We start from the raw sequence: 18,172 nt of genomic DNA, 5'->3' as shown, positions 1-18,172 counted from the left end.
TAGCCAGGTTAATGAGCTTTAAACGCGGCTCTCGATCTCACTATCCGCGGCTGCCGCAGGCTCAGCGGCTTTCGCGGGTTCCAGATGACCCTGCTGCTGCAGCTGGTACATCTGGTAGTACCGCCCGAGCTGGCTCATCAGCTCGTCGTGATTGCCGCGCTCGACGATTTCGCCATGGTCGAGCACAAGAATCTGATCGGCGTTCTTGATCGTCGATAAGCGGTGGGCAATGATGAAGGTGGTACGCCCCTTCTTCAACACATCGAGCGCGGCCTGAATGACGGCCTCGGTTTCCGTATCGATGCTGGCCGTCGCCTCATCGAGAATAAGAATCGCCGGGTCGAAGGCCAGCGCCCTGGCGAAGGAAATGAGCTGCCGCTGACCGGCTGACAGCGTGCTGCCCTTCTCGATCACGGGCTCGTCGATGCCGTGCGGCAAGCTTGTGAACATCTCCGCAGCCCCGACGTCGCGGAGCGCTTGCTCCACCCGTTCCCGGGTGATGGCCGGATCGTCCAAACTGACGTTGGACGCAATCGTCCCGGTGAACAGGAACGGGTCTTGCAGCACGATGCCCATATGCTGGCGCAGCAGCTGCTTGGGCATATCGCGCACATCGGTGCCGTCGATCGTAATCCGGCCTTCCTTTACGTCGTAGAACCGGAACAATAAGTTCAAGATAGAACTTTTGCCCGAGCCCGTGTGTCCGACTAATGCCACCGTCTGCCCCTGCTTCGCCTCGAAGGAAATATCCTTCAGCACATACTCTCCATCTTTATAAGCAAAGCGCACATGCTCGAATTCCACGTGACCGCTATAGCGCTCAGCAGTCCCTTCCGCCACATCGGTACCCTGCTCGTCGAGGAGCTCGAACACACGGTCCGCAGAGACCAGCGCCCGCTCCAAATTCGGCAGTTGGTTGACGATACCGACCATCGGATGGAACATCCGGTTGAGATAATCCACGAAAGCGTAGAGCACGCCGACAGTGATGACGTTATTCAGAGTGCTCCCGCCCACATACCAGATCAAACCGAAAAAGAACAGGTTCCGAATCACGTTCATCAAGTTGTGGGACGTCATCGAGTTCAGGCTGAGCATTTTGTTCTGATACCTCGTATACTCGTCGTTCAGCTGCTCAAACTCCTTGACCGTTTCCTTCTGACGGCGGAAGGCCTGGATGATGGCCATCCCTTGAATGGACTCATTGATCATCGCATTAATCAAGCTGATACGTTCACGAATTTCGTAATTATAGCGGGAAGCAAATTTACGGTATACGATAATCCATATATAAAGCATCGGAATAATAGGAAGTGTAATCAACGCCAAGTGATAATCTAAAAAGAAGAGCGCAGCAATAATGCCAACAATGTAAATCGCGCCTGTAAAAAAGTTGGCGAGTACCTGAACATATAAATCCCGTACAGATTCTGTATCGTTCGTAATCCGCGAGACCACTTTGCCCGCAGGCAAATTGTCAAAATAATTGATCGGCAAGCGCGAGGTTTGCGCAAAAACGTCGTTGCGCATGCGCTGAATGATGCGGTTCGCTGCCGATTGAAGCAAATAACGCTGACCATACGTAAAAACAGCGCCAATGACAATCAGAATGACGTACAAGCCGGCCAGCTTCATCAAGTTGCCAAATTCAGGGGCGTAGAACGAAAAGAGCTCCGTGTTGCTAAGCTTTTTCGCTGCATATTCCGCATGGTCCTGGCCCTGCGTGATCGTGAGCTTGCCACCCGTAAACTGGCGTCTTCCGTCAAATGCAACGGCCTGATCGACCATCACAAAGTCGCTGCCCACCTGCAAAATCCGGACTTCCTTGCCACGCGCCTCGCCCTCTGAAAAGTAGTCGCTGCGCTTGTAAAATACACCGCCATAGGCTACGGCATGATCGGTCTTCGTCGCAGATACCGTCTCATACCACGGCTTCTCAATGCCGAGAATATGACGGTCAATCATCTGCTTCGCAATAAATGGCCCTGCAAGCTCCGCAGCAATTGCGACAGCCAAGAACGCCAGCGCAATCAGCAACGGCTTTTTGAATAACAAGGCATATTGAAAGAGACGCTTTCCGGTTTGTCTCATGAACTTGATCACCTTCTTTTCTTAAAATCTTTGTTTCATATTAAGCCTCAACATGCGCTTCCAGCTGTTGACGGTCGTATTGTTCCTTGTACCAGCCGCCTCGTTTCAGCAGCTGCTCGTGTGTGCCTTCCTCGACGATGTATCCTTCATCCATCACTAGAATCCAATCGGCATGCTGTACAGCCGACAGACGATGCGTCGTGATAAGGGTTGTTTTGCCGGCCCGCTCCGTGCGGATTCCGCGGATAATTTCCGCTTCCGTCTTGGCGTCAACCGCCGAGAGTGCATCGTCGAGCATCAGAATCTCCGGGTTCACATAGAGCGCCCGGGCAATGGAGACGCGCTGCTTCTGGCCGCCGGATAAGGCGACACCTTTCTCGCCGACGAGTGTATTCAGCCCTTCGGGCAGAAACTGCACGTCTTTGCGGAAAGCCGCCAGCTCCAGCGCCTGCATAAGCTCCTCTTCCGTGCCTTCGCTGTGACCGAACATAATATTCTCCTTCACGGTCTTCGAGAATAGAATCGGCTGCTGCGGCACGTAACCGATCCACCCGTGCAGCGTATCGACCGTAATCTGCTCGATAGGCATATCGGACACGGTGATAGCTCCTTCGCCCAGCGGATATTCCCGCAGCAGCTGCTTGAGCAGCGTCGTCTTGCCGCTGCCTGTTCTGCCGACGATGCCTAGCGTCTGACCGCGCTGCAAGCGGAAGGTCACATTGACGAGGTTATCGATGGCGGAAGACGGGTAACGGAATGTAACGTTCCGAAAGTCAATCGAGTTCGGCAGCAGCAATGTGACCGCCTCCGGCGCATCCGCAACGTCCGGCTTATAGCCGAGCGTCTCGTTCACACGGTCCAGCGACGCATTGCCCCGCTGCATAATGTTCATCAGCTCGCCGATGGCAAACATCGGCCAGATCAGCATCCCGAGGAACGTGTTAAACGATATAAGTTCGCCCAGTGTCAGCTCGCTGCGGAACACCATGTACCCACCGTAGCAAAGACCGATCAAATAGGAAATGCCGACAAGTATTTTCACAGTTGGTTCAAACAGCGAGTCAATCACCGCGACGGCGAGATTTTTGCGGTATACATCGTCCGTCATCTCTTTAAAATTGTGCTCGCTGGCTTTTTCCTGGACATAGGCCCGGATGACGCGGACGCCGGCGATTGTCTCCAGCACGCGATCGTTCATCTCGCCAAAAGCGTCCTGCGCACGCATGAAGCGCTCATGAATTCTTCTCCCGTACAGTGTGATCGCTACAGCCATAATGGGCAGCGGTAAAATAGCCGCAATCGTCAGTTTCCAACTGATCAGGAAGCCCATCATGCCAAGAATGGTCATCATGAACAGCGTTGAATCCACGAAGGTCAGAATGCCAAATCCCGCCGTCGTCGAGACCGCCTGCAAGTCATTCGTCGCCCGAGCCATCAAATCTCCCGTCCGGTTCCGCTCATAGAACGTCGGTGTCATGCGCAGCAAATGCCTCATCAACCTGGAACGCAATATGCGCTCCAAAACAAAAGCGCCCCCGAACAGCTGATACAGCCACACGTAAGACATGGTATAACCTAGCACAATGAGTACGCCCCAAAAAACAAGCAGCTGCATCAGCTTCGTGCCGGTGAGCGTTCCCATGTGGATGCCGTCAATGGCATAGCCGATCAGCTTCGGCGGAATGACATCAATAAATCCGACCACAATCAGAAGCCCCACCGCCAAGGTGTACCGCTTCCAGTTCATGCGGAAAAACCAGCTTAATTTCTTCAGTACTGTAAACATGCCAACTTTCACTCCTCTCATCTCGTACACTGGTTGCATGACAGCCTAATGATCCTTATACACGCAAAAAGGCACACCGCACGCAGCGATATGCCTCTTATACAATAAAAGCGCACGTTACGAACATTCATCGTAACCCGCGCTATCTAAAACGTTCATCATTGAGTTGCGGCAGCAGCAGCCGCCAAAGATAACGATCACTCGCTTACGGCTGACACATGGGTTACGCAATATGAAATTGTATGGTCTAAACGGTTCATCAACCGGTTCAAACGACGATCCAAAACCATTACAATTCCTTTCATTTCATAACCCCCCATTTCCAAAAGTTGTATTTTTTTCACTTACAGAGGTGATCTTAACACCCCGCAGCGGAATGTGTCAACCGAGAGAACGACTATAACCAACTGTCAGCTTGACCCTGTCATTGTCACACATAATTCACAAACGGTCGACATATGTTGGAGTAAAGGCATTCGTAACGGGAAGGGATGGGTTCCTATGGTGGATCAGGTCTTCGCTTTGATGGGCTCACTTTTTGTATTCGCTGTGATTCTAGGAGTAACGGTATATGCCTTAGCGTATTTCGTCAGTCATGACTCGACGAGTTATGACATGGAATTTCTATGGGATAATCGCTTTACGCGGGAGGAATTGGAGCTGGAATAGCTTTACTATGTATTTCCACTATATCAAACATGTGTTCCCATATCAACATTTTCATGTGCAAAAAAGGACAGCCACAAGGCTGTCCTTTACTTATGATATCTGCAGCCTTACTTGGCAGCAGGTGTGTTCTGACCGGAACCGCCGCTCTGACCCTGACCTTGGCCTTGGCCGCCTTGCCGCTGACCCTGACCCGGCGCTCCTTGACCGCCTTGGCCCGGTCCGCCAGCCGGATTCTGCATCATCGGACCACCGTTCGGATTAAACGGCCTATGTACCATTTGTCCGCCAAGATGCCCCGTGTAAGAGACGAGAATGACTGCGATAAGCGCGCCTGTCAAATAGATCGGGTTGCCGCCGATCTCCCGCTTTTTCCAAACCAGTAAGCCGATGCGGATGACCGTCAGCAAGATTGCAGCGAACATCGTCAGCTTTGCATACAGTTCATGCGTATGGACCATCGGATTTCTCATCCCCTCAGGCCCTGTAATCACCGATGCGATCGCCCCAAGCGTACCCACCGTCAAGCTGAGCCAACCGGCCGCATGCCACTCCCGTTTCTTAAAGATCAGCGCCAACAAATCGAATACAAGGCTAAAAATCAGCAAAGCAATGGGAAAATGGGTGAAAATAAAGTGCGCGTTTTTCAATAAATAGTCCATGGTTTCGTCTCCTTTTTCCAATTCAAATTTAAAACTACATATTGTAGTGTAACTCTCCAAAAAAAGATTCAGGTGAGTGTCACCAGAATCAACAGCGTAACAACGGAAACCAGCGTCCTCATGAGCGGAATCCCCAGCGTCAGCGGAGTTGCCGGCTCCAGGATGTGCAGGATGCGCAAATTGATCGAAGTTTCCGCAAAAGATGCATAGGATACGTTAGGCCCCGGGGCTCGACCTTGCTGTTTCAGCATTTTGAGCAGCGCGCTCCCCAAATCTTGGGCACTGCAGGTTATGCTCATCGCAAAGCGATCAGCCATAATCTCGATAATAATTTTATATTTATCTCTCACCCACCGGAACATTGGAATGTACCACATGGATATCGACAACATAGATAACAAAAAGATAGCCAAAGGATCCCGCTGCATTAAGTGGAACCTTTCATGCTCCATCACCGCTTCCAGCTCACTGGGATCGAGCATATCGATAAGCCCTGTAGAGAGCACGATCTGCGGCCGCAAGACGCCAAGCGTCAAGGCAACCGGCGTACGCTCCCGGATCACAATCAGCTCATGCCCGCGCAAGTGATATTTGCCCGTATACAGCCGCGTAAGCTGCTTGTCTTGAAAACGAACGAGCCGCTTCGCCGAGCGGACAGAAACCAACATTTGCCTGACGATGACCCATAGGCACGACCCAAACGTGTAGATCACGAGCAGGTGAATGGTATAGAAGACCCACGGCGCCCGCAGCATATGAAAGAGTTCAAAGCAGATTTTGAACACATTGAAAGAAAGCCGGATACCGAACAGCACGTGCAAGGAAAAGAAGGCCATTTGCAGAAAAATGAAGCTCGCAGTCGCGAAAGACGCATATAGCATCCATTTGAACCGAGTTTCCCACATGAGTTATCTGTCCTTTTTCAATTCTTTAATTTTCTGTTCCAACCGATCCAGCAGATCAGGATCAACCTGATCGAGCGCATCTACCATGTGCACGACGGCTTGCGAGCCGAATTCCTCAATCAGATCCAAGGTCAGCTCCTTGGACTGTGCTTCCATGAACGCTTCGCGTGTCATAACGGGACGATAGACAGAGGAGCGAATTTGCGACCTCTTATGCAGGACACCCTTCTCCACGAGCCGGTTCATGACTGTCATGACGGTATTGAAGGAGAGGGCCTTCTCTTGGTCTAGCCGATGGTGGACGTCCTTGATCGTCATCTCTTGCTCCGTGCTCCACAATATTTCCATGATCTTAGCTTCAAGCGGGCCAAAAAAACGGCCTAAACCGCTGCTTTGAAACTTAAAGTTTTGCATTTTCATTAGTAAACACCTCTACACTACATATTGTAGTAATAAAGGGAAGTATCCGTCAAGTTCTGCTCCATTGACATCCATGCTGCAGTGATTTATAATTACTTACATAAAGTTAGTTGTTAAAATAATTAAAGTAAAAGGGGCGAATTCACGATGAGTATTCGTATCTTTTCTACTCAACAACAGGGTGTCGGCGCTTTCGATGGCGGCAAATTCATCGAGCAGCGGCCAATCAGCTTTCCAGGTGAACAAACAGCCGTCGATCGCGTAGGATCCTTGTTCTACTGGGCTTGGGGCAAAGCGTCCGACGTAGCGGAAATTCCCATGCATCCCCATAAAGCGTTCGAGATCGTCACCTACGTCATTGAAGGGCTTGTCGAGCATCGCGACTCACTGGGATCGCTGGAAACCGTAACGAATGGCGGTACACAAGTCATTCAAGCTGGGTCTGGCGTGTACCATTCTGAAGCTTTCCGCGAAGCAGGCAGCGAGGGGCTGCAAATTTGGTTCGAGCCGCATCTCAGTGTCACCGGGAAGAAACCCGCCACATATCATCAATACGAGCATGAACAGTTTCCTGTTCAAACGATTGAACATACGACGGTCAAAACCGTTATTGGCAGCGAGTCGCCGATTAAGCTGGATGCCGAAGCGCTGATGTATGATTGGACGCTGCAGCCTGGCGCCGAGTTCCGGTACGCGTTGACTCCCGGCCGCAACCTCGCCTTGCTGGTCATTCGCGGCCAAGCCGAGGCGTCGGCAGGATCGGCACCTGCGCAGCCGCTTGCGCATAAGGACTTCGCCGTCGTCGAGACTGCTGCAGAAGGCGAAGCGCTAGTTCTGCACGCCGATAGCGCGCAAGGCTCGCGGATCATAGCCATCGAGGTGCCTAAGGATCCCGGATATCCACTTTATCGCAAGTCCTAATAGAACAAAACCAGCCACCTCCTGCTGCAAGGAAGGGCTGGTTTTTGCTTTTATTGAATGTTGTTGAGTCTGGACTTCTCCTCTTGAAGCGATTCATCCGCTTGCTGCACAGCCGGCTGGTCATGATGAGCCCTAGCCTGCGCTATCGCTCTTTCCGCCTGCGTAATCGCATTCTGCGCTTCTTGAATCGTCTGATCCGTCGGATGCGTCATGGCGTGGGAAACGGCTCTGTGCACATTATCTACGGAGTTTTGCGCCGACGAAACCGGATTTTGCGATTGCAGACTCGAGTCTTGATGCGTCATGTGTTCGTTGCCTCCTACCCTAGAATGAAAATCAGAACAACGCTTATCTAGGTTGAGGAAAATCCGGCACTTTTATACCCCGCGATCCTGCGCGGTTATATTTTGTTTCTTGTGGGAAATGTAGAAGCGATAGACTCCGTAGCTTATACTGGCGCCAAGCCCGTTCAGAATCACATCGTCAATGTCCATGCTGCCTACGCGCAGCAGCATTTGCAGCATTTCCAGGAGCACGAGCGGACAGCCAAAATATAATGCAAACCGCCAGTAGCGGCCGGCACCGCAAAATAGGCAGGGCAGCAGCCAACCATATGGCATGAAGACGCCAATATTGCCAAATATATTAATTACCCATGTCCGCCAGGAAAACGTGTGGATATGAAATATGTAAATTCCCAGTGTTTTAAGAGGAATTAAATTATACATGAACGGACCATTAGCCTGATGATGCCGGCCAAAACCCAAAAACATCCAATACAGCAAACAGGCCGTGTAGCCCGCAAACAACAGCCATATCCATTTACGAAACGATTTAGCGGCCATCCGGCATCAGCACCTTTCCTAATACTAGTAAAACAAAAGAGCTACGCGCTTTCAAGCGCATAGCTCTTTTCTGAAAGAATGCTTGGCATTGGTGGCCCGAACGAACGCCGACGGGGCTCCAGCCTCAGTCTGGTGCTAGGCGTTAGTCCGATTTTGCCCAGCTGCAGGGAGCAGGGGCGTAAGCTTGCTGCTTCCAGTCCGATTTCGCCCAATTGCAGCACGGTTTTCTGCACTCACCCCGCTCTAACCCCTCTCCAACTGGGCTAATTCGGACTGCAGCAGCGCCGCCTCCTTTCTCACCCTCTCTAATTGGGCAAAACCCAACTACAGCGACGAGAGCCCTGCTCTAGCCACTGGCTACTTGCCATATCATCTACCATCCGCCAAGCCTGCCACCCTCATAGCCGCCACCTGCTACTTTCCTTCTACCACTCCGCCACAGTTCCATCCGCCTGACGCCAGATCGGATTCTTCCAGTTGTGGCCAATCTTGGCCATCTCACGCACCTTCGCCTCGTTGACCTCGATACCCAGTCCCGGCGCGGTCAAATTGCGGACAAATCCGTCTTCGTACTTGAACACGGACGGATCCACGAGATAATCAAGCAAATCGCTGCCTTGATTGTAATGAATACCCAAGCTTTGCTCCTGAATGAACGCATTCGGGGAACACGTGTCAAGCTGCAGGCACGCAGCCAGCGCAATCGGCCCCAGAGGACAGTGCGGAGCAACTGCCACATCGTAGGCTTCCGCCATCGCCGCGATTTTGCGCGTCTCCAGAATGCCACCGGCGTGGGATAAATCCGGCTGAATGATATCGACGACGCCCTGGGCGAGCAGCTCCTTGAAGCCCCAACGCGTATACATCCGCTCGCCGGTAGCGATCGGGCAGGACGTGTAGCGCGCGATCTCGCGCAGCGCTTCGTTGTTTTCCGGCAGTACCGGCTCCTCGATGAACATCGGGCGGAACGGTTCTAATTCCTTGGCGATAATCTTCGCCATGGATTTGTGCACGCGGCCATGGAAGTCAATGCCGATGCCGACTTCTTTGCCAACCGCCTCGCGCACGGCTGCGATGCGGGCAATCGCCTCATCGACCTTGCTGATCGAGTCGATGTAATGCATTTCCTCGGTGGCGTTCATCTTCACCGCGGTAAACCCAGCCGCCACCTGCTGCAAGGCGGCCTGACCGACATCGCTCGGCCGGTCCCCGCCGATCCACGAATACACGCGCGTCCGCTCCCGGCACGCGCCGCCTAACAAATCATACACAGGCGCGTTATAGAACTTGCCCTTGATGTCCCAGAGAGCCTGCTCAATCCCGGAGATGGCGCTCGACAGAATCGGCCCCCCGCGATAGAAACCGCCGCGGTACAGCACTTGAAATAGATCCTCAATCCGCATCGGATCTGCACCGATAATATGCTCGCTCATTTCCATCACGGCAGCAGCAACCGTATCCGCCTTTCCTTCTACGACCGGCTCGCCCCAACCCGTAATGCCTTCGTCTGTCTCCACTTTCAGAAATAGCCATCTTGGCGGTACTTTGAACAATTCCATTTTGGTAATTTTCATCCCAATTTCCCCTCTCGTCCTTGTTCTAATTATGGTTGACGGCTGCTAAAAGCTGCTTAGCGTACGCCGTTATTGCCGTATAGTTGTTTTGGCGGATCTCCTGCAGCGACACAACGCTGCCGCCGACGCCGACACCCACAGCTCCCGCTTCCAAATACGAAGCGGCGTTGTCTTTGGTGATGCCGCCAACGGCCACAAGCTCCACATCGTGCAAAGGGCCGCGAAGCTCCTTCACATAGCCCGGGCCGAAGCTGGCGCACGGAAATAACTTCACCAACGGCGCGCCCCACGACACGGCTTGGACAATTTCCGATGGCGTCATGGCGCCCGGCAGCGGCATGACTTGATGCTTCAGCGCACAGCGGATCATCCCTTGGTCCGTGTTCGGCGAGATGAGGAACTGCGCACCGGCAGCGGCAGCCTCCTCCGCCATCCGCGCATCCAGCACCGTGCCTGCACCCACGCTCATACGCCCTTCATACTTGCCGCGCATCTCCTGAATGATATCCAGCGCGCCAGGGGTGTTGAGCGTCACTTCAGCCAAGCGGATGCCGCCGGCGTACAGCGCCTCGAAGAGCGGCTCCGCCTGCGGCCGCTCGATGCCGCGAATAATGACAATCACCTTCGACTGTTTCACCTGTTGAATAATCTCTTGCACCGGATCTCCTCCCCCGTTGTCAGGTATACTGATCGCGATATTCCTGCGGCGTCATGCCGTAGTGTTTCTTAAACGCATGATTGAATGAATGGGGACGCTGATAGCCGAGCTGAGTAGCGATTTCATAGATTTTAACCGAGCTATGTTTTAATAAATACGCCGCCTTGTCCATCCTTAGACGATTGACATAATCACTTAGATTATCACCGGTCTCCAGCTTATAAATTTTCGATACATAGACAGGATGCAAATAGACATGCTCAGCAATGGATTGCAAGGAAACGTCGCTGGCCAGGTTTTGCTCGATAAAATGCCGGATTTCATTGATCAGCGACATTCTGCTGTCCTTCCGCTCCTGATCCATATCTTCCTTCATCCGCCGCAATGCCCGCGTCGACCAGTCCCTGAGTTGATTTACCGAGCGGAACGGGATGCCGTCCGTCATCCTGTCATAGTCCTTGCCCATCAGCTGATGCAATTGCCGACCATTCTTATGGGCAATATAGGCATAAGCGGAGGCGATGGAGAAGTATACCTCCAAGAGATGCTCCTGCGATTCGGTATACTTAGCTTCCATCTCATCAAAAATAACGCCCAACTTCTCCTCAACATCGTCCCAACGCGCGGCCTCGAGCAGGTGGTTCAGCGTCGGCGGCTCGTACAGCCGCTGCAAAGCTGACAGCTCCGCCTGCACAGGCTCGTCGCCCAGACGCATGAACAGTTCATGCTCATTGCCGATGCGTTTGCGGAAAGCGCTCAGGGAGCGGTTATAAAGCGCGTTCATCTCATCCGGGAAGGTTCCCCAGGTGCTGACCAGAATGGAGATTTTGCCTTTCAGGTAGTTGTTCACCGCGGACTGCAGCACAGATGCCGTCCTCTCCAGCCATGCGGTCCCTTCCTTATCCGGCGCTTCCGGCTCGCCTTTCTTTTTCATCACGAAGACCAGATAATCATGCGCATCCTTCGTATGCCAGCTGTCAAACCGCTCTCCGAACAGCTCCTCCACCATGTTGCCAATCGCATATTCCATCAAGGACAGCCGGCTGATGTCATATTCCAGAAACTCAGATTCCAAGCGAATCATCATAATGGCAAAAGCATGCTCATGGTAATCCGACAAGTCCAGCATGTGCATTTTGTCACGGAGCGACGCCTCCGACATTTTGCGCCCTTGCAGCAGGTCGTTAAGAAGATTGCCCCGCAGAAGCGGGAGATTCTCCTTCAATGTGTAGCTTAACCGCTGTCTGGAGACAACTTCCTCCCACTCGCGCTGCAGCTTGTCCTTCACACGGCTTACCGTCGCGAGCAGTTCGGTCTCCGTAACGGGCTTCAACAAATAGTCTTCCGTCCCTTGAAGAATCGCCTCTTTGGCATAATTGAAATCCGAGTACCCTGACAAAAGGATGCACTTCGTCTTCGGCCATCTGAGGTTGATCTCATTGATCAATTGCAAACCCGTAATACCGGGCATCTGTATGTCCGTGAGTACGATATCGATGGAGGTCTGTTCAAGCAGCTCCAAAGCCTCTGTGCCGGAATACGCTTTATACACCTGCTCCACACCGATAGACTCCCAGTTTATGGTTGCATACAGGCGATCCACCACATGAACCTCGTCATCGACAATCAAGAGCTCTGTCATGTTTCCGGCACCTCCGTCTTCGGCCCGATTGTCTGCGCATCGCGTCTCCACGTCAGCACAGCCCTGACGCCTCGGGCGCCTCCCCGCTCAAAAGCAAGGCCGGAGCCTCGGCCAAATTGGTACACCAAGCGATGGTGAACGTTCCAGGTGCCGCAGCCGATGTCATCTGACATCGCCGTTTGCAGCTGCTTATGCAGCCTCTCCAGCTCCCCATCGGTGAGCCCCTCGCCGTTATCCTCGACAACGAGTCTGTTAAACTCCGCATCCTGCTCCCCCGTGATCGTAATCCGATCGCCTTGGAGACTGCGCTCAATACCGTGGATAATGGCATTCTCCACAAGCGGCTGCAGGATGAGCCTTGGGACTCGTTCCTCCATCATCGCATTCGGCACGTCAATCTGATAAGTGAGCCTGTGAATGCGCAAAGTCTGGATACTCAAATAATGGCGCGCCATGTCCAATTCCTCTTGCAGTCTGACCATCTGGTTCTCCACGCGGGTCGTGTACCGGTAATACTCGGCCAAGTTTTGCGCCATAGCTACCACCGACTCCTTATCTTCCATCTCAGCCGAATTGATAATAAAGAACAAGGAGTTATATAGAAAATGGGGATGGATTTGCGACTGCAGCTGCTTCAATGTCGCTTCGCGCGACCGTATTTTCTCGGCATACACATCCTCGACCAGCACTTGAATTTGCTGCGCCATTTCGTTAAAGCGTTGAATCAGAAAATCAAATTCATTTTTAGCTTTATATTCGATGCGGGCGGACAAATCCCCTCGCTTCACTTTCTGCACGCTCTGAATCATTTTGACGAGCGGAATCTGCACATTGCGGTATAGCAGGAAAGATGCCAACACGCTCATGCCGAGCAAAAGGCCGATGGAGACATAAAACAAGTTGCGGGACATCGTGATCGGCGACAATATTTTTTCCACCGGCACGTAATCCATTAAATACCAACCGAGTTGATCCGATTTCACATAGCTGATCAAATATTGCTGCCCGGCAATGTCCATTTGGACTTGACCCGACGCCGCCAGGCTGGTGCCTGCTAATTGCCCGCGAATGGCTGCCGGGAGCTGCGCATCTGACGTGCTGTTCACGATGGAGGCGGATTGCCCGTCATATAGAAACGGATCGCTCCGTTTATCCAGCTTATAGACGTCAAGAAGCTGAATCAGATTTTGCGCGCTGAACCGAACTTGAAACAGTACTCTCGCCTGATTCAGCACCTCGGCGCGCACCGGCTCGCTGATCTCCCGGTAGAAGGAGCCACCCGTGTTGTTCTTATCGCTTCCCAGCGGTGCCTGGTACGACCATGTCCGGTGCACAACGTCATTCCACGGCCATCGGTCTGTGCCGTTTACGAAAATGCTGGAAGACAGCACTTTCTTCTCCTTGGGAACGACGATGGTCAGCTCGTTGACCCAACCGCTCGCTACGCTTTGCAGGCTGAGCTTCTCAATAATGCGCGACTGTTCCCGCAGCATGTCATAGTTGGGATCACCGCTGCGGTCGATGAACTCGCGGATGTACGGATCGCTGCCGAGAATGACCGGTGACATCGCCAACCGCTCCACGTTGGAGTCCAGTTGATGCATGAAAAAAGAAAGCTGATTTAAGTTCGATGACTGCACTTGATCCTGCACAACCTGATTCGTAATGCGATTCGTGAAGCCGTACAGCACGACGATGGGAATTAACAAAAGCACCAGCAAAATAACAATTTTGCTGAAAATGTTCAATTTATACTGCACGTGCCAATCACCTTCCATGCTTCCGCTGAGCTTGCTAATCATAGAATCTAACTATACGAGAGAAGCCTTTCAAAAGAAAGGCATCCACTCTGTCATATTTAGAATCACCAAGATTAGCCTTTTACAGCCCCGGCGGCAAGCCCGCTGACGACATAGCGCTGTGAAACCAGAGCAATGAGCAGCACCGGCAGGGTGATGATACAAGCAGCAGCCATTAGCGCACCCCAATTGATTTCGGAGTAAGACATAAAATTAAATACCGCAATCGGCAACGTTTTCGTTTTGTCCCCTGCCAAAATAATCGAGAACATGAAATTGTTCCACGAGAAGATGAACGATAAGAGTGAGGAAGTAATGACACCAGGGCCCGAGATCGGCATAATGATCCGCAAAAACACTTGATGGTGCGTGCATCCGTCGATCAGTGCAGACTCCTCGATTTCCGTCGGCAGCGCCTCGAAGAACGAAATCATAATCCAGATAATGAAGGGAAGACCGACGAGCATATGACTCAAAATAAGTGCTGTATACGTGTCCACCAAATGGATTTTGGAGAACAGGATAAACCAGGGAATCAGGAACGTGATCCCCGGGATAATTCTCGCAACCAGGATGAGCAGCCCTAATTTTTGCAGGTGATGCCTAGCGATGGCATAAGCGGCCGGCAAGCCCAGGATTAGGCTGAGCAGTGTCGAACCGAAAGCGACGACAAAACTGTTCCAAATAAACTTCAGGAAGTCATATTCCTTGAATACGGCCACATAATTGTGGAATGTCGGTTTGAATACAAATAATTGACCAGTGGATAAAATCTGTGCCTGCGTCTTAAAGGAGGCGAGCAGCATCCAAACGAACGGGAAAGCAAACACGATAAGAACCAGGAACGTGAGCAGCGTTTGCAGGAAGCGTTTGCCTTTGCCTTGCTTTTTCATTATGACGCTCCCTCCAATCGTTTGCGCATCCAAATCATAAACAGCGTTAAGCCCATAACCAGCATAAAGAAGACGACGAGCAGAGAAGAAGCCGAGCCCAGCTTAAAGTACTGGAAGCCTTGTACATAGCCGTACAAATTCAACGTCTCGGACGAAAAGTTAGGTCCGCCTTGCGTGGTCGCATAAATAATATCGAACGTCTTGAGCACATCGATCAGACGAAGCATCGCAGCGACAATAATCGTCGGTCTCAGCAGGGGCAGGGTAATCGACACGAATTTCGTCCAGGCGCTTGCACCGTCCACATCCGCAGCCTCATAAGGATCTGATGGCAATGTAGCCAGACCAGCCATAATAATCAACGCAATCATTGGTGTCCATTCCCAGACGTCAACAATGACGAGAGAGGGAATGACCTGATTGGGCGATGCCAGCCATAAGAGCGGCTCCAGGCCCATCGATTTGAGCATCATATTCGCCACGCCGATCGTAGGCTCATAAATCAGCATCCAAACCAAACCCATAGCCACTGGCGTCGCTACCATGGGCAGCAGGAACACGGTTTTTACTAGATTTTTTCCTTTAAATTCTCTAGAAAGCAGCAAGGCGATCGCAACACCCAGTATCACTTCCAGGGCCAACGCCGCAACGGTGAAATAAAACGTAGACCCTACCGCGTGCCAGAAGCGCTCATCCTTGAATAAAGCGACATAGTTGCCTAACCCGACCCACATCGGAGGTGTCGTTGCCGACATGCTCCATTCATAGAAGCTGATCCGCACGGTATAAATAATGGGAAACAGCATCATGAGGAGGACGAAGAACACAGCCGGGAGCGTATAAATCCATTTTAAGTTACGGTTAAACCAACTGTATTGCACACTGCATTCCCCCTTCCTAGTCCATTCACATGCTTATAAGTGATCAAAAGGGCCATGAGCTGGCCCCTTTGACCTATCTATCTCTCTAGATCATTCCATTACTTCGACTTGTCTTTGTCCATGATCGTTTGCAGCGCTTGATTTGCTTTATCCGCGACCGGCTGAATGTTCGTTTCGCCTGTCATGAGCTTCTGCACGATCTCACCCACTGCATCGCGAGCTTCGCCTACGCTGATAACAGTCGGACGGTCATGGTCAACGCCGGATTTGGCGCTTTCTTTAATAACCGGAACGAGCGCTGCAGGGAAGCCTGTTGTGCCTTCCGGTTTATCCCATACCGATGTGCGCGCGCCAGGGTTGCCTTTTTGCTGCGTTTTCAGCACGATATCCTTGCTAGTCGCCCATTGAATGAACGCCCAAGTCGCATCTTTATTGCCGGACTTGGCATTCATCGCCAGCCCCCAAGAGGTGATGCTGTAAGGCTTGGAGCCTCCTTTGCCACCAGGGAAGACAGCAAATCCGACTTTATCGGCCACCTGAGATTTCGCAGGATCGATGGCGTTGTTGTAAAGGGAGTTGGCATCCGTCAAGAAAGCGACTTTACCTTGGGCAAAAATAGCGAAAGCTTGCGGCCAAGACATATTCAATACGCCCGGAGGTGCATAATCCTTAAGCAGGGTGCCGTAAGTGGTAAAAGCTTTTACCGCTTCAGGCGTGTTAATCGTCGCCTTGTCACCATTCGTGAAGTCAGCGCCTTCCGAATACAAGAACGAGGACACTTGCGTTACGAGCGGCGAACGCTGGCCTCTGGCTACGAATCCGTACATTTCGTTCTTCGGATCGTGCAGCTTTTTCACTGCAGCCTGAAGCTCATCCATCGTTTTTGGCACCGCGATGCCCGCTTTCTCCAGCAAGTCCTTGCGGTAGTACAAAATTTCCTGCTCAGTAATGATCGGGATGCCGGCCAGCTTCGAATCTACCGTCGTTGAGCCAATAGCCGATTTGGTAAAATCGTTAAAGTCGTAATTAGCGTCTTTTTTGGCGTAGTCATCCAGCGGTTGAACCCAGCCGTTCTTGAAGAACAGCTTGCCTTCCTGCAGCGGGCGATACATGAATACGTCCGGCGTAGCCGAGCCTGAAGTGAATTGCACGGTCAGCTTTTGCGTCAGTTGATCCTCGAAGAAGCTCTCCACGTTTACTTTGATGCCCGTCTCTTTCTCGAAATCCGGCAGCAGCGGCTTAATGGCATCCGCCCAAGGATGGTTGGCAGTAACGAGCGAGATCGTTTTGCCTGCGAACGGCTTGGCTCCCGCTGCTGCAGTCGCTGCCGCAGTAGCAGCCGGCTTGCCTGTTTCTTGTGCCGTATTGGCGGCACTGCCGCAGCCCGCAAGGAATGTTGCCGCCATCATAAGTGTCGTACCAGCGCCAATCCATGGTTTTAAAGATTTTTTCATCTGATCTATGACCTCCCCAAGAATGCGATAAATGAATGTGCTTACATTACTAAGAATAGTTGATTTCTAGGTTATCTTGAAATAACTAAGATTAAACATGCATAACTACACGTAAAGGAATGTAACAAAAAGAGAACCCCCACCCGCGTCCACGCGGAGATGAGGGTTCTCAGATTGGTCATTTCATATACATTCGGTGATGCGCTCGGGGTGCGTGTAGACCGTTAATTGGTCGCGGCGAATAAAGCCGACTACCGTAATTCCCAAATCATTGGCAAGCTGAAGCGCCAGGTCTGTCGGCGCCGATTTGGACAGCAAAATGCCGACCCCCATCTTCGCCGCCTTCAGCGCGACCTCCGAAGAGACGCGTCCGCTGAAGGCAATCAGTTTATTTCGCGGCGCGATGCGCTGCCTCAGCATATGGCCGTAGATTTTATCAAGCGCATTGTGGCGGCCGATATCCGCTCTCGTCAGCAGCACCTCGTTTGGCGTACACAAAGCAGCGTTATGCAGCCCCCCTGTCGCCCGGAAGTCCTCCGATTGCTCCTGCAGCTCGCGCATCAACTCGAAACATTGCTGAACGGACACCTGCAAGGAGGTGCGAACCGTTCGCGCCGTCTGCGCATCGTTATGAAAATAAAACTGGCGGCTCTTGCCGCAGCAGGAACCGATGAACCGCTTGGATACCATCGCCTGATTGAACTGATGAAGATGGTGCAGCTTCACTTGCGCATAGCCGCGCTCCATGTCGAGGCTGAGCGCCTCGATTTGATCGGCGAACCGGATGAGCCCCTCTGCGGCCAGGAAGCCTGTCACCAGGTCCTCAACAGCTGTCGGTGTGCAGACCATGGTGGCAAACTCCTCGCCGTTGATTTTAATGGTGAGCGGCGATTCTACAGCAATTGTATCCTCCTGCCCCACCATCTCCGCCCCGGTAAACCGGTGAATCTGCCAAGTGGTGGTGGACTGTCGTTC

Annotated in this window: 18 protein-coding genes; 2 read left to right on the top strand and 16 right to left on the bottom strand. The window is 52.2% G+C overall.

Annotated features, from left to right (window positions below; all coding sequences use genetic code 11):
* Positions 1–18: 18 nt before the first annotated feature.
* Positions 19–2,091: an ABC transporter ATP-binding protein gene (locus O9139_RS29515; protein WP_270885313.1), complete on the bottom strand. Its 2,073-nt coding sequence runs from the start codon at positions 2,089–2,091 to the stop codon at positions 19–21.
* Positions 2,092–2,131: 40 nt separating this feature from the next.
* Positions 2,132–3,877, bottom strand: coding sequence for an ABC transporter ATP-binding protein (locus O9139_RS29510; protein WP_270885312.1), 1,746 nt, complete (start codon positions 3,875–3,877; stop codon positions 2,132–2,134).
* A 501-nt stretch (positions 3,878–4,378) separates the two neighbouring features.
* Between O9139_RS29510 and O9139_RS29505 the strand changes: the two genes are divergently transcribed.
* The gene (locus O9139_RS29505; RefSeq protein ID WP_270885311.1) at positions 4,379–4,546 is read left to right on the top strand and encodes a hypothetical protein; all 168 of its coding nucleotides are present in this window, start codon (positions 4,379–4,381) and stop codon (positions 4,544–4,546) included.
* A gap of 107 nt (positions 4,547–4,653) precedes the next feature.
* Here O9139_RS29505 and O9139_RS29500 read toward each other — a convergent pair whose 3' ends face one another.
* The 3 genes from O9139_RS29500 to O9139_RS29490 form a co-directional block, all read right to left on the bottom strand.
* The gene (locus O9139_RS29500) at positions 4,654–5,205 is read right to left on the bottom strand and encodes a DUF2231 domain-containing protein (protein ID WP_270885310.1); all 552 of its coding nucleotides are present in this window, start codon (positions 5,203–5,205) and stop codon (positions 4,654–4,656) included.
* A 68-nt stretch (positions 5,206–5,273) separates the two neighbouring features.
* A complete protein-coding gene (locus O9139_RS29495) occupies positions 5,274–6,110 on the bottom strand; it encodes a M56 family metallopeptidase (protein ID WP_270885309.1) in 837 nt (278 codons plus the stop codon).
* A 3-nt stretch (positions 6,111–6,113) separates the two neighbouring features.
* Positions 6,114–6,530 (bottom strand): BlaI/MecI/CopY family transcriptional regulator, encoded by a 417-nt coding sequence (locus O9139_RS29490; protein WP_270885308.1) that lies wholly within the window; start codon positions 6,528–6,530, stop codon positions 6,114–6,116.
* Between the two features lie 147 nt (positions 6,531–6,677).
* Between O9139_RS29490 and O9139_RS29485 the strand changes: the two genes are divergently transcribed.
* On the top strand, positions 6,678–7,451 hold the full coding sequence (locus O9139_RS29485; RefSeq protein WP_270885307.1) for a pirin family protein: 774 nt from the start codon (positions 6,678–6,680) through the stop codon (positions 7,449–7,451).
* A gap of 50 nt (positions 7,452–7,501) precedes the next feature.
* Here the strand turns inward: O9139_RS29485 and O9139_RS29480 are convergent, their stop codons facing one another.
* From O9139_RS29480 to fdhD, 11 genes are all read right to left on the bottom strand, one after another.
* Positions 7,502–7,756: a hypothetical protein gene (locus O9139_RS29480; RefSeq protein WP_270885306.1), complete on the bottom strand. Its 255-nt coding sequence runs from the start codon at positions 7,754–7,756 to the stop codon at positions 7,502–7,504.
* Between the two features lie 72 nt (positions 7,757–7,828).
* Positions 7,829–8,296, bottom strand: a complete 468-nt coding sequence (locus O9139_RS29475) for a VanZ family protein (RefSeq protein ID WP_270885305.1) — start codon at positions 8,294–8,296, stop codon at positions 7,829–7,831.
* A gap of 41 nt (positions 8,297–8,337) precedes the next feature.
* The gene (locus tag O9139_RS29470; RefSeq protein WP_270885304.1) at positions 8,338–8,529 is read right to left on the bottom strand and encodes a hypothetical protein; all 192 of its coding nucleotides are present in this window, start codon (positions 8,527–8,529) and stop codon (positions 8,338–8,340) included.
* Between the two features lie 192 nt (positions 8,530–8,721).
* Positions 8,722–9,870, bottom strand: a complete 1,149-nt coding sequence (gene dgoD / locus O9139_RS29465; RefSeq protein ID WP_270885303.1) for a galactonate dehydratase — start codon at positions 9,868–9,870, stop codon at positions 8,722–8,724.
* Positions 9,871–9,895: 25 nt separating this feature from the next.
* On the bottom strand, positions 9,896–10,528 hold the full coding sequence (locus O9139_RS29460) for a bifunctional 4-hydroxy-2-oxoglutarate aldolase/2-dehydro-3-deoxy-phosphogluconate aldolase (protein ID WP_270885302.1): 633 nt from the start codon (positions 10,526–10,528) through the stop codon (positions 9,896–9,898).
* Between the two features lie 19 nt (positions 10,529–10,547).
* Positions 10,548–12,170, bottom strand: a complete 1,623-nt coding sequence (locus tag O9139_RS29455; protein WP_270885301.1) for a response regulator transcription factor — start codon at positions 12,168–12,170, stop codon at positions 10,548–10,550.
* Positions 12,167–13,930 (bottom strand): sensor histidine kinase, encoded by a 1,764-nt coding sequence (locus tag O9139_RS29450; protein WP_270885300.1) that lies wholly within the window; start codon positions 13,928–13,930, stop codon positions 12,167–12,169. The genes O9139_RS29455 and O9139_RS29450 overlap by 4 nt, the downstream gene beginning before the upstream one ends.
* 113 nt (positions 13,931–14,043) lie before the next feature.
* Positions 14,044–14,862 (bottom strand): carbohydrate ABC transporter permease, encoded by an 819-nt coding sequence (locus tag O9139_RS29445; RefSeq protein ID WP_270885299.1) that lies wholly within the window; start codon positions 14,860–14,862, stop codon positions 14,044–14,046.
* Positions 14,862–15,743 (bottom strand): carbohydrate ABC transporter permease, encoded by an 882-nt coding sequence (locus O9139_RS29440; RefSeq protein WP_270885298.1) that lies wholly within the window; start codon positions 15,741–15,743, stop codon positions 14,862–14,864. Before O9139_RS29440 ends, O9139_RS29445 begins: the two co-directional genes overlap by 1 nt.
* 98 nt (positions 15,744–15,841) lie before the next feature.
* Complete coding sequence (locus O9139_RS29435; RefSeq protein ID WP_270885297.1) at positions 15,842–17,197, bottom strand: ABC transporter substrate-binding protein; 1,356 nt, start codon at positions 17,195–17,197, stop codon at positions 15,842–15,844.
* Positions 17,198–17,380: 183 nt separating this feature from the next.
* Entirely contained in the window at positions 17,381–18,121 is a 741-nt protein-coding gene (gene fdhD / locus O9139_RS29430; protein ID WP_270885379.1) for a formate dehydrogenase accessory sulfurtransferase FdhD, read from the bottom strand.
* Positions 18,122–18,172: the final 51 nt, after the last annotated feature.

The organism is Paenibacillus aestuarii (genome assembly GCF_027789125.1).
GTDB classification, from domain to species: Bacteria; Bacillota; Bacilli; order Paenibacillales; family NBRC-103111; genus Paenibacillus_E; species Paenibacillus_E aestuarii.
The sequence above is the reverse complement of the archived record's forward strand: the minus strand, read 5'-3'. Positions and strand labels throughout refer to the sequence as shown.

Coding starts and splice junctions, on each gene's coding strand:
- O9139_RS29515 (WP_270885313.1), bottom strand. CDS start 2,091: ATGAGACAAACCGGAAAGCGTCTCTTTCAATATGCCTTGTTATTCAAA.
- O9139_RS29510 (WP_270885312.1), bottom strand. CDS start 3,877: ATGTTTACAGTACTGAAGAAATTAAGCTGGTTTTTCCGCATGAACTGG.
- O9139_RS29505 (WP_270885311.1), top strand. CDS start 4,379: ATGGTGGATCAGGTCTTCGCTTTGATGGGCTCACTTTTTGTATTCGCT.
- O9139_RS29500 (WP_270885310.1), bottom strand. CDS start 5,205: ATGGACTATTTATTGAAAAACGCGCACTTTATTTTCACCCATTTTCCC.
- O9139_RS29495 (WP_270885309.1), bottom strand. CDS start 6,110: ATGTGGGAAACTCGGTTCAAATGGATGCTATATGCGTCTTTCGCGACT.
- O9139_RS29490 (WP_270885308.1), bottom strand. CDS start 6,530: ATGAAAATGCAAAACTTTAAGTTTCAAAGCAGCGGTTTAGGCCGTTTT.
- O9139_RS29485 (WP_270885307.1), top strand. CDS start 6,678: ATGAGTATTCGTATCTTTTCTACTCAACAACAGGGTGTCGGCGCTTTC.
- O9139_RS29480 (WP_270885306.1), bottom strand. CDS start 7,756: ATGACGCATCAAGACTCGAGTCTGCAATCGCAAAATCCGGTTTCGTCG.
- O9139_RS29475 (WP_270885305.1), bottom strand. CDS start 8,296: ATGGCCGCTAAATCGTTTCGTAAATGGATATGGCTGTTGTTTGCGGGC.
- dgoD (WP_270885303.1), bottom strand. CDS start 9,870: ATGAAAATTACCAAAATGGAATTGTTCAAAGTACCGCCAAGATGGCTA.
- O9139_RS29455 (WP_270885301.1), bottom strand. CDS start 12,170: ATGACAGAGCTCTTGATTGTCGATGACGAGGTTCATGTGGTGGATCGC.
- O9139_RS29445 (WP_270885299.1), bottom strand. CDS start 14,862: ATGAAAAAGCAAGGCAAAGGCAAACGCTTCCTGCAAACGCTGCTCACG.
- O9139_RS29435 (WP_270885297.1), bottom strand. CDS start 17,197: ATGAAAAAATCTTTAAAACCATGGATTGGCGCTGGTACGACACTTATG.
- fdhD (WP_270885379.1), bottom strand. CDS start 18,121: ATGGTGGGGCAGGAGGATACAATTGCTGTAGAATCGCCGCTCACCATT.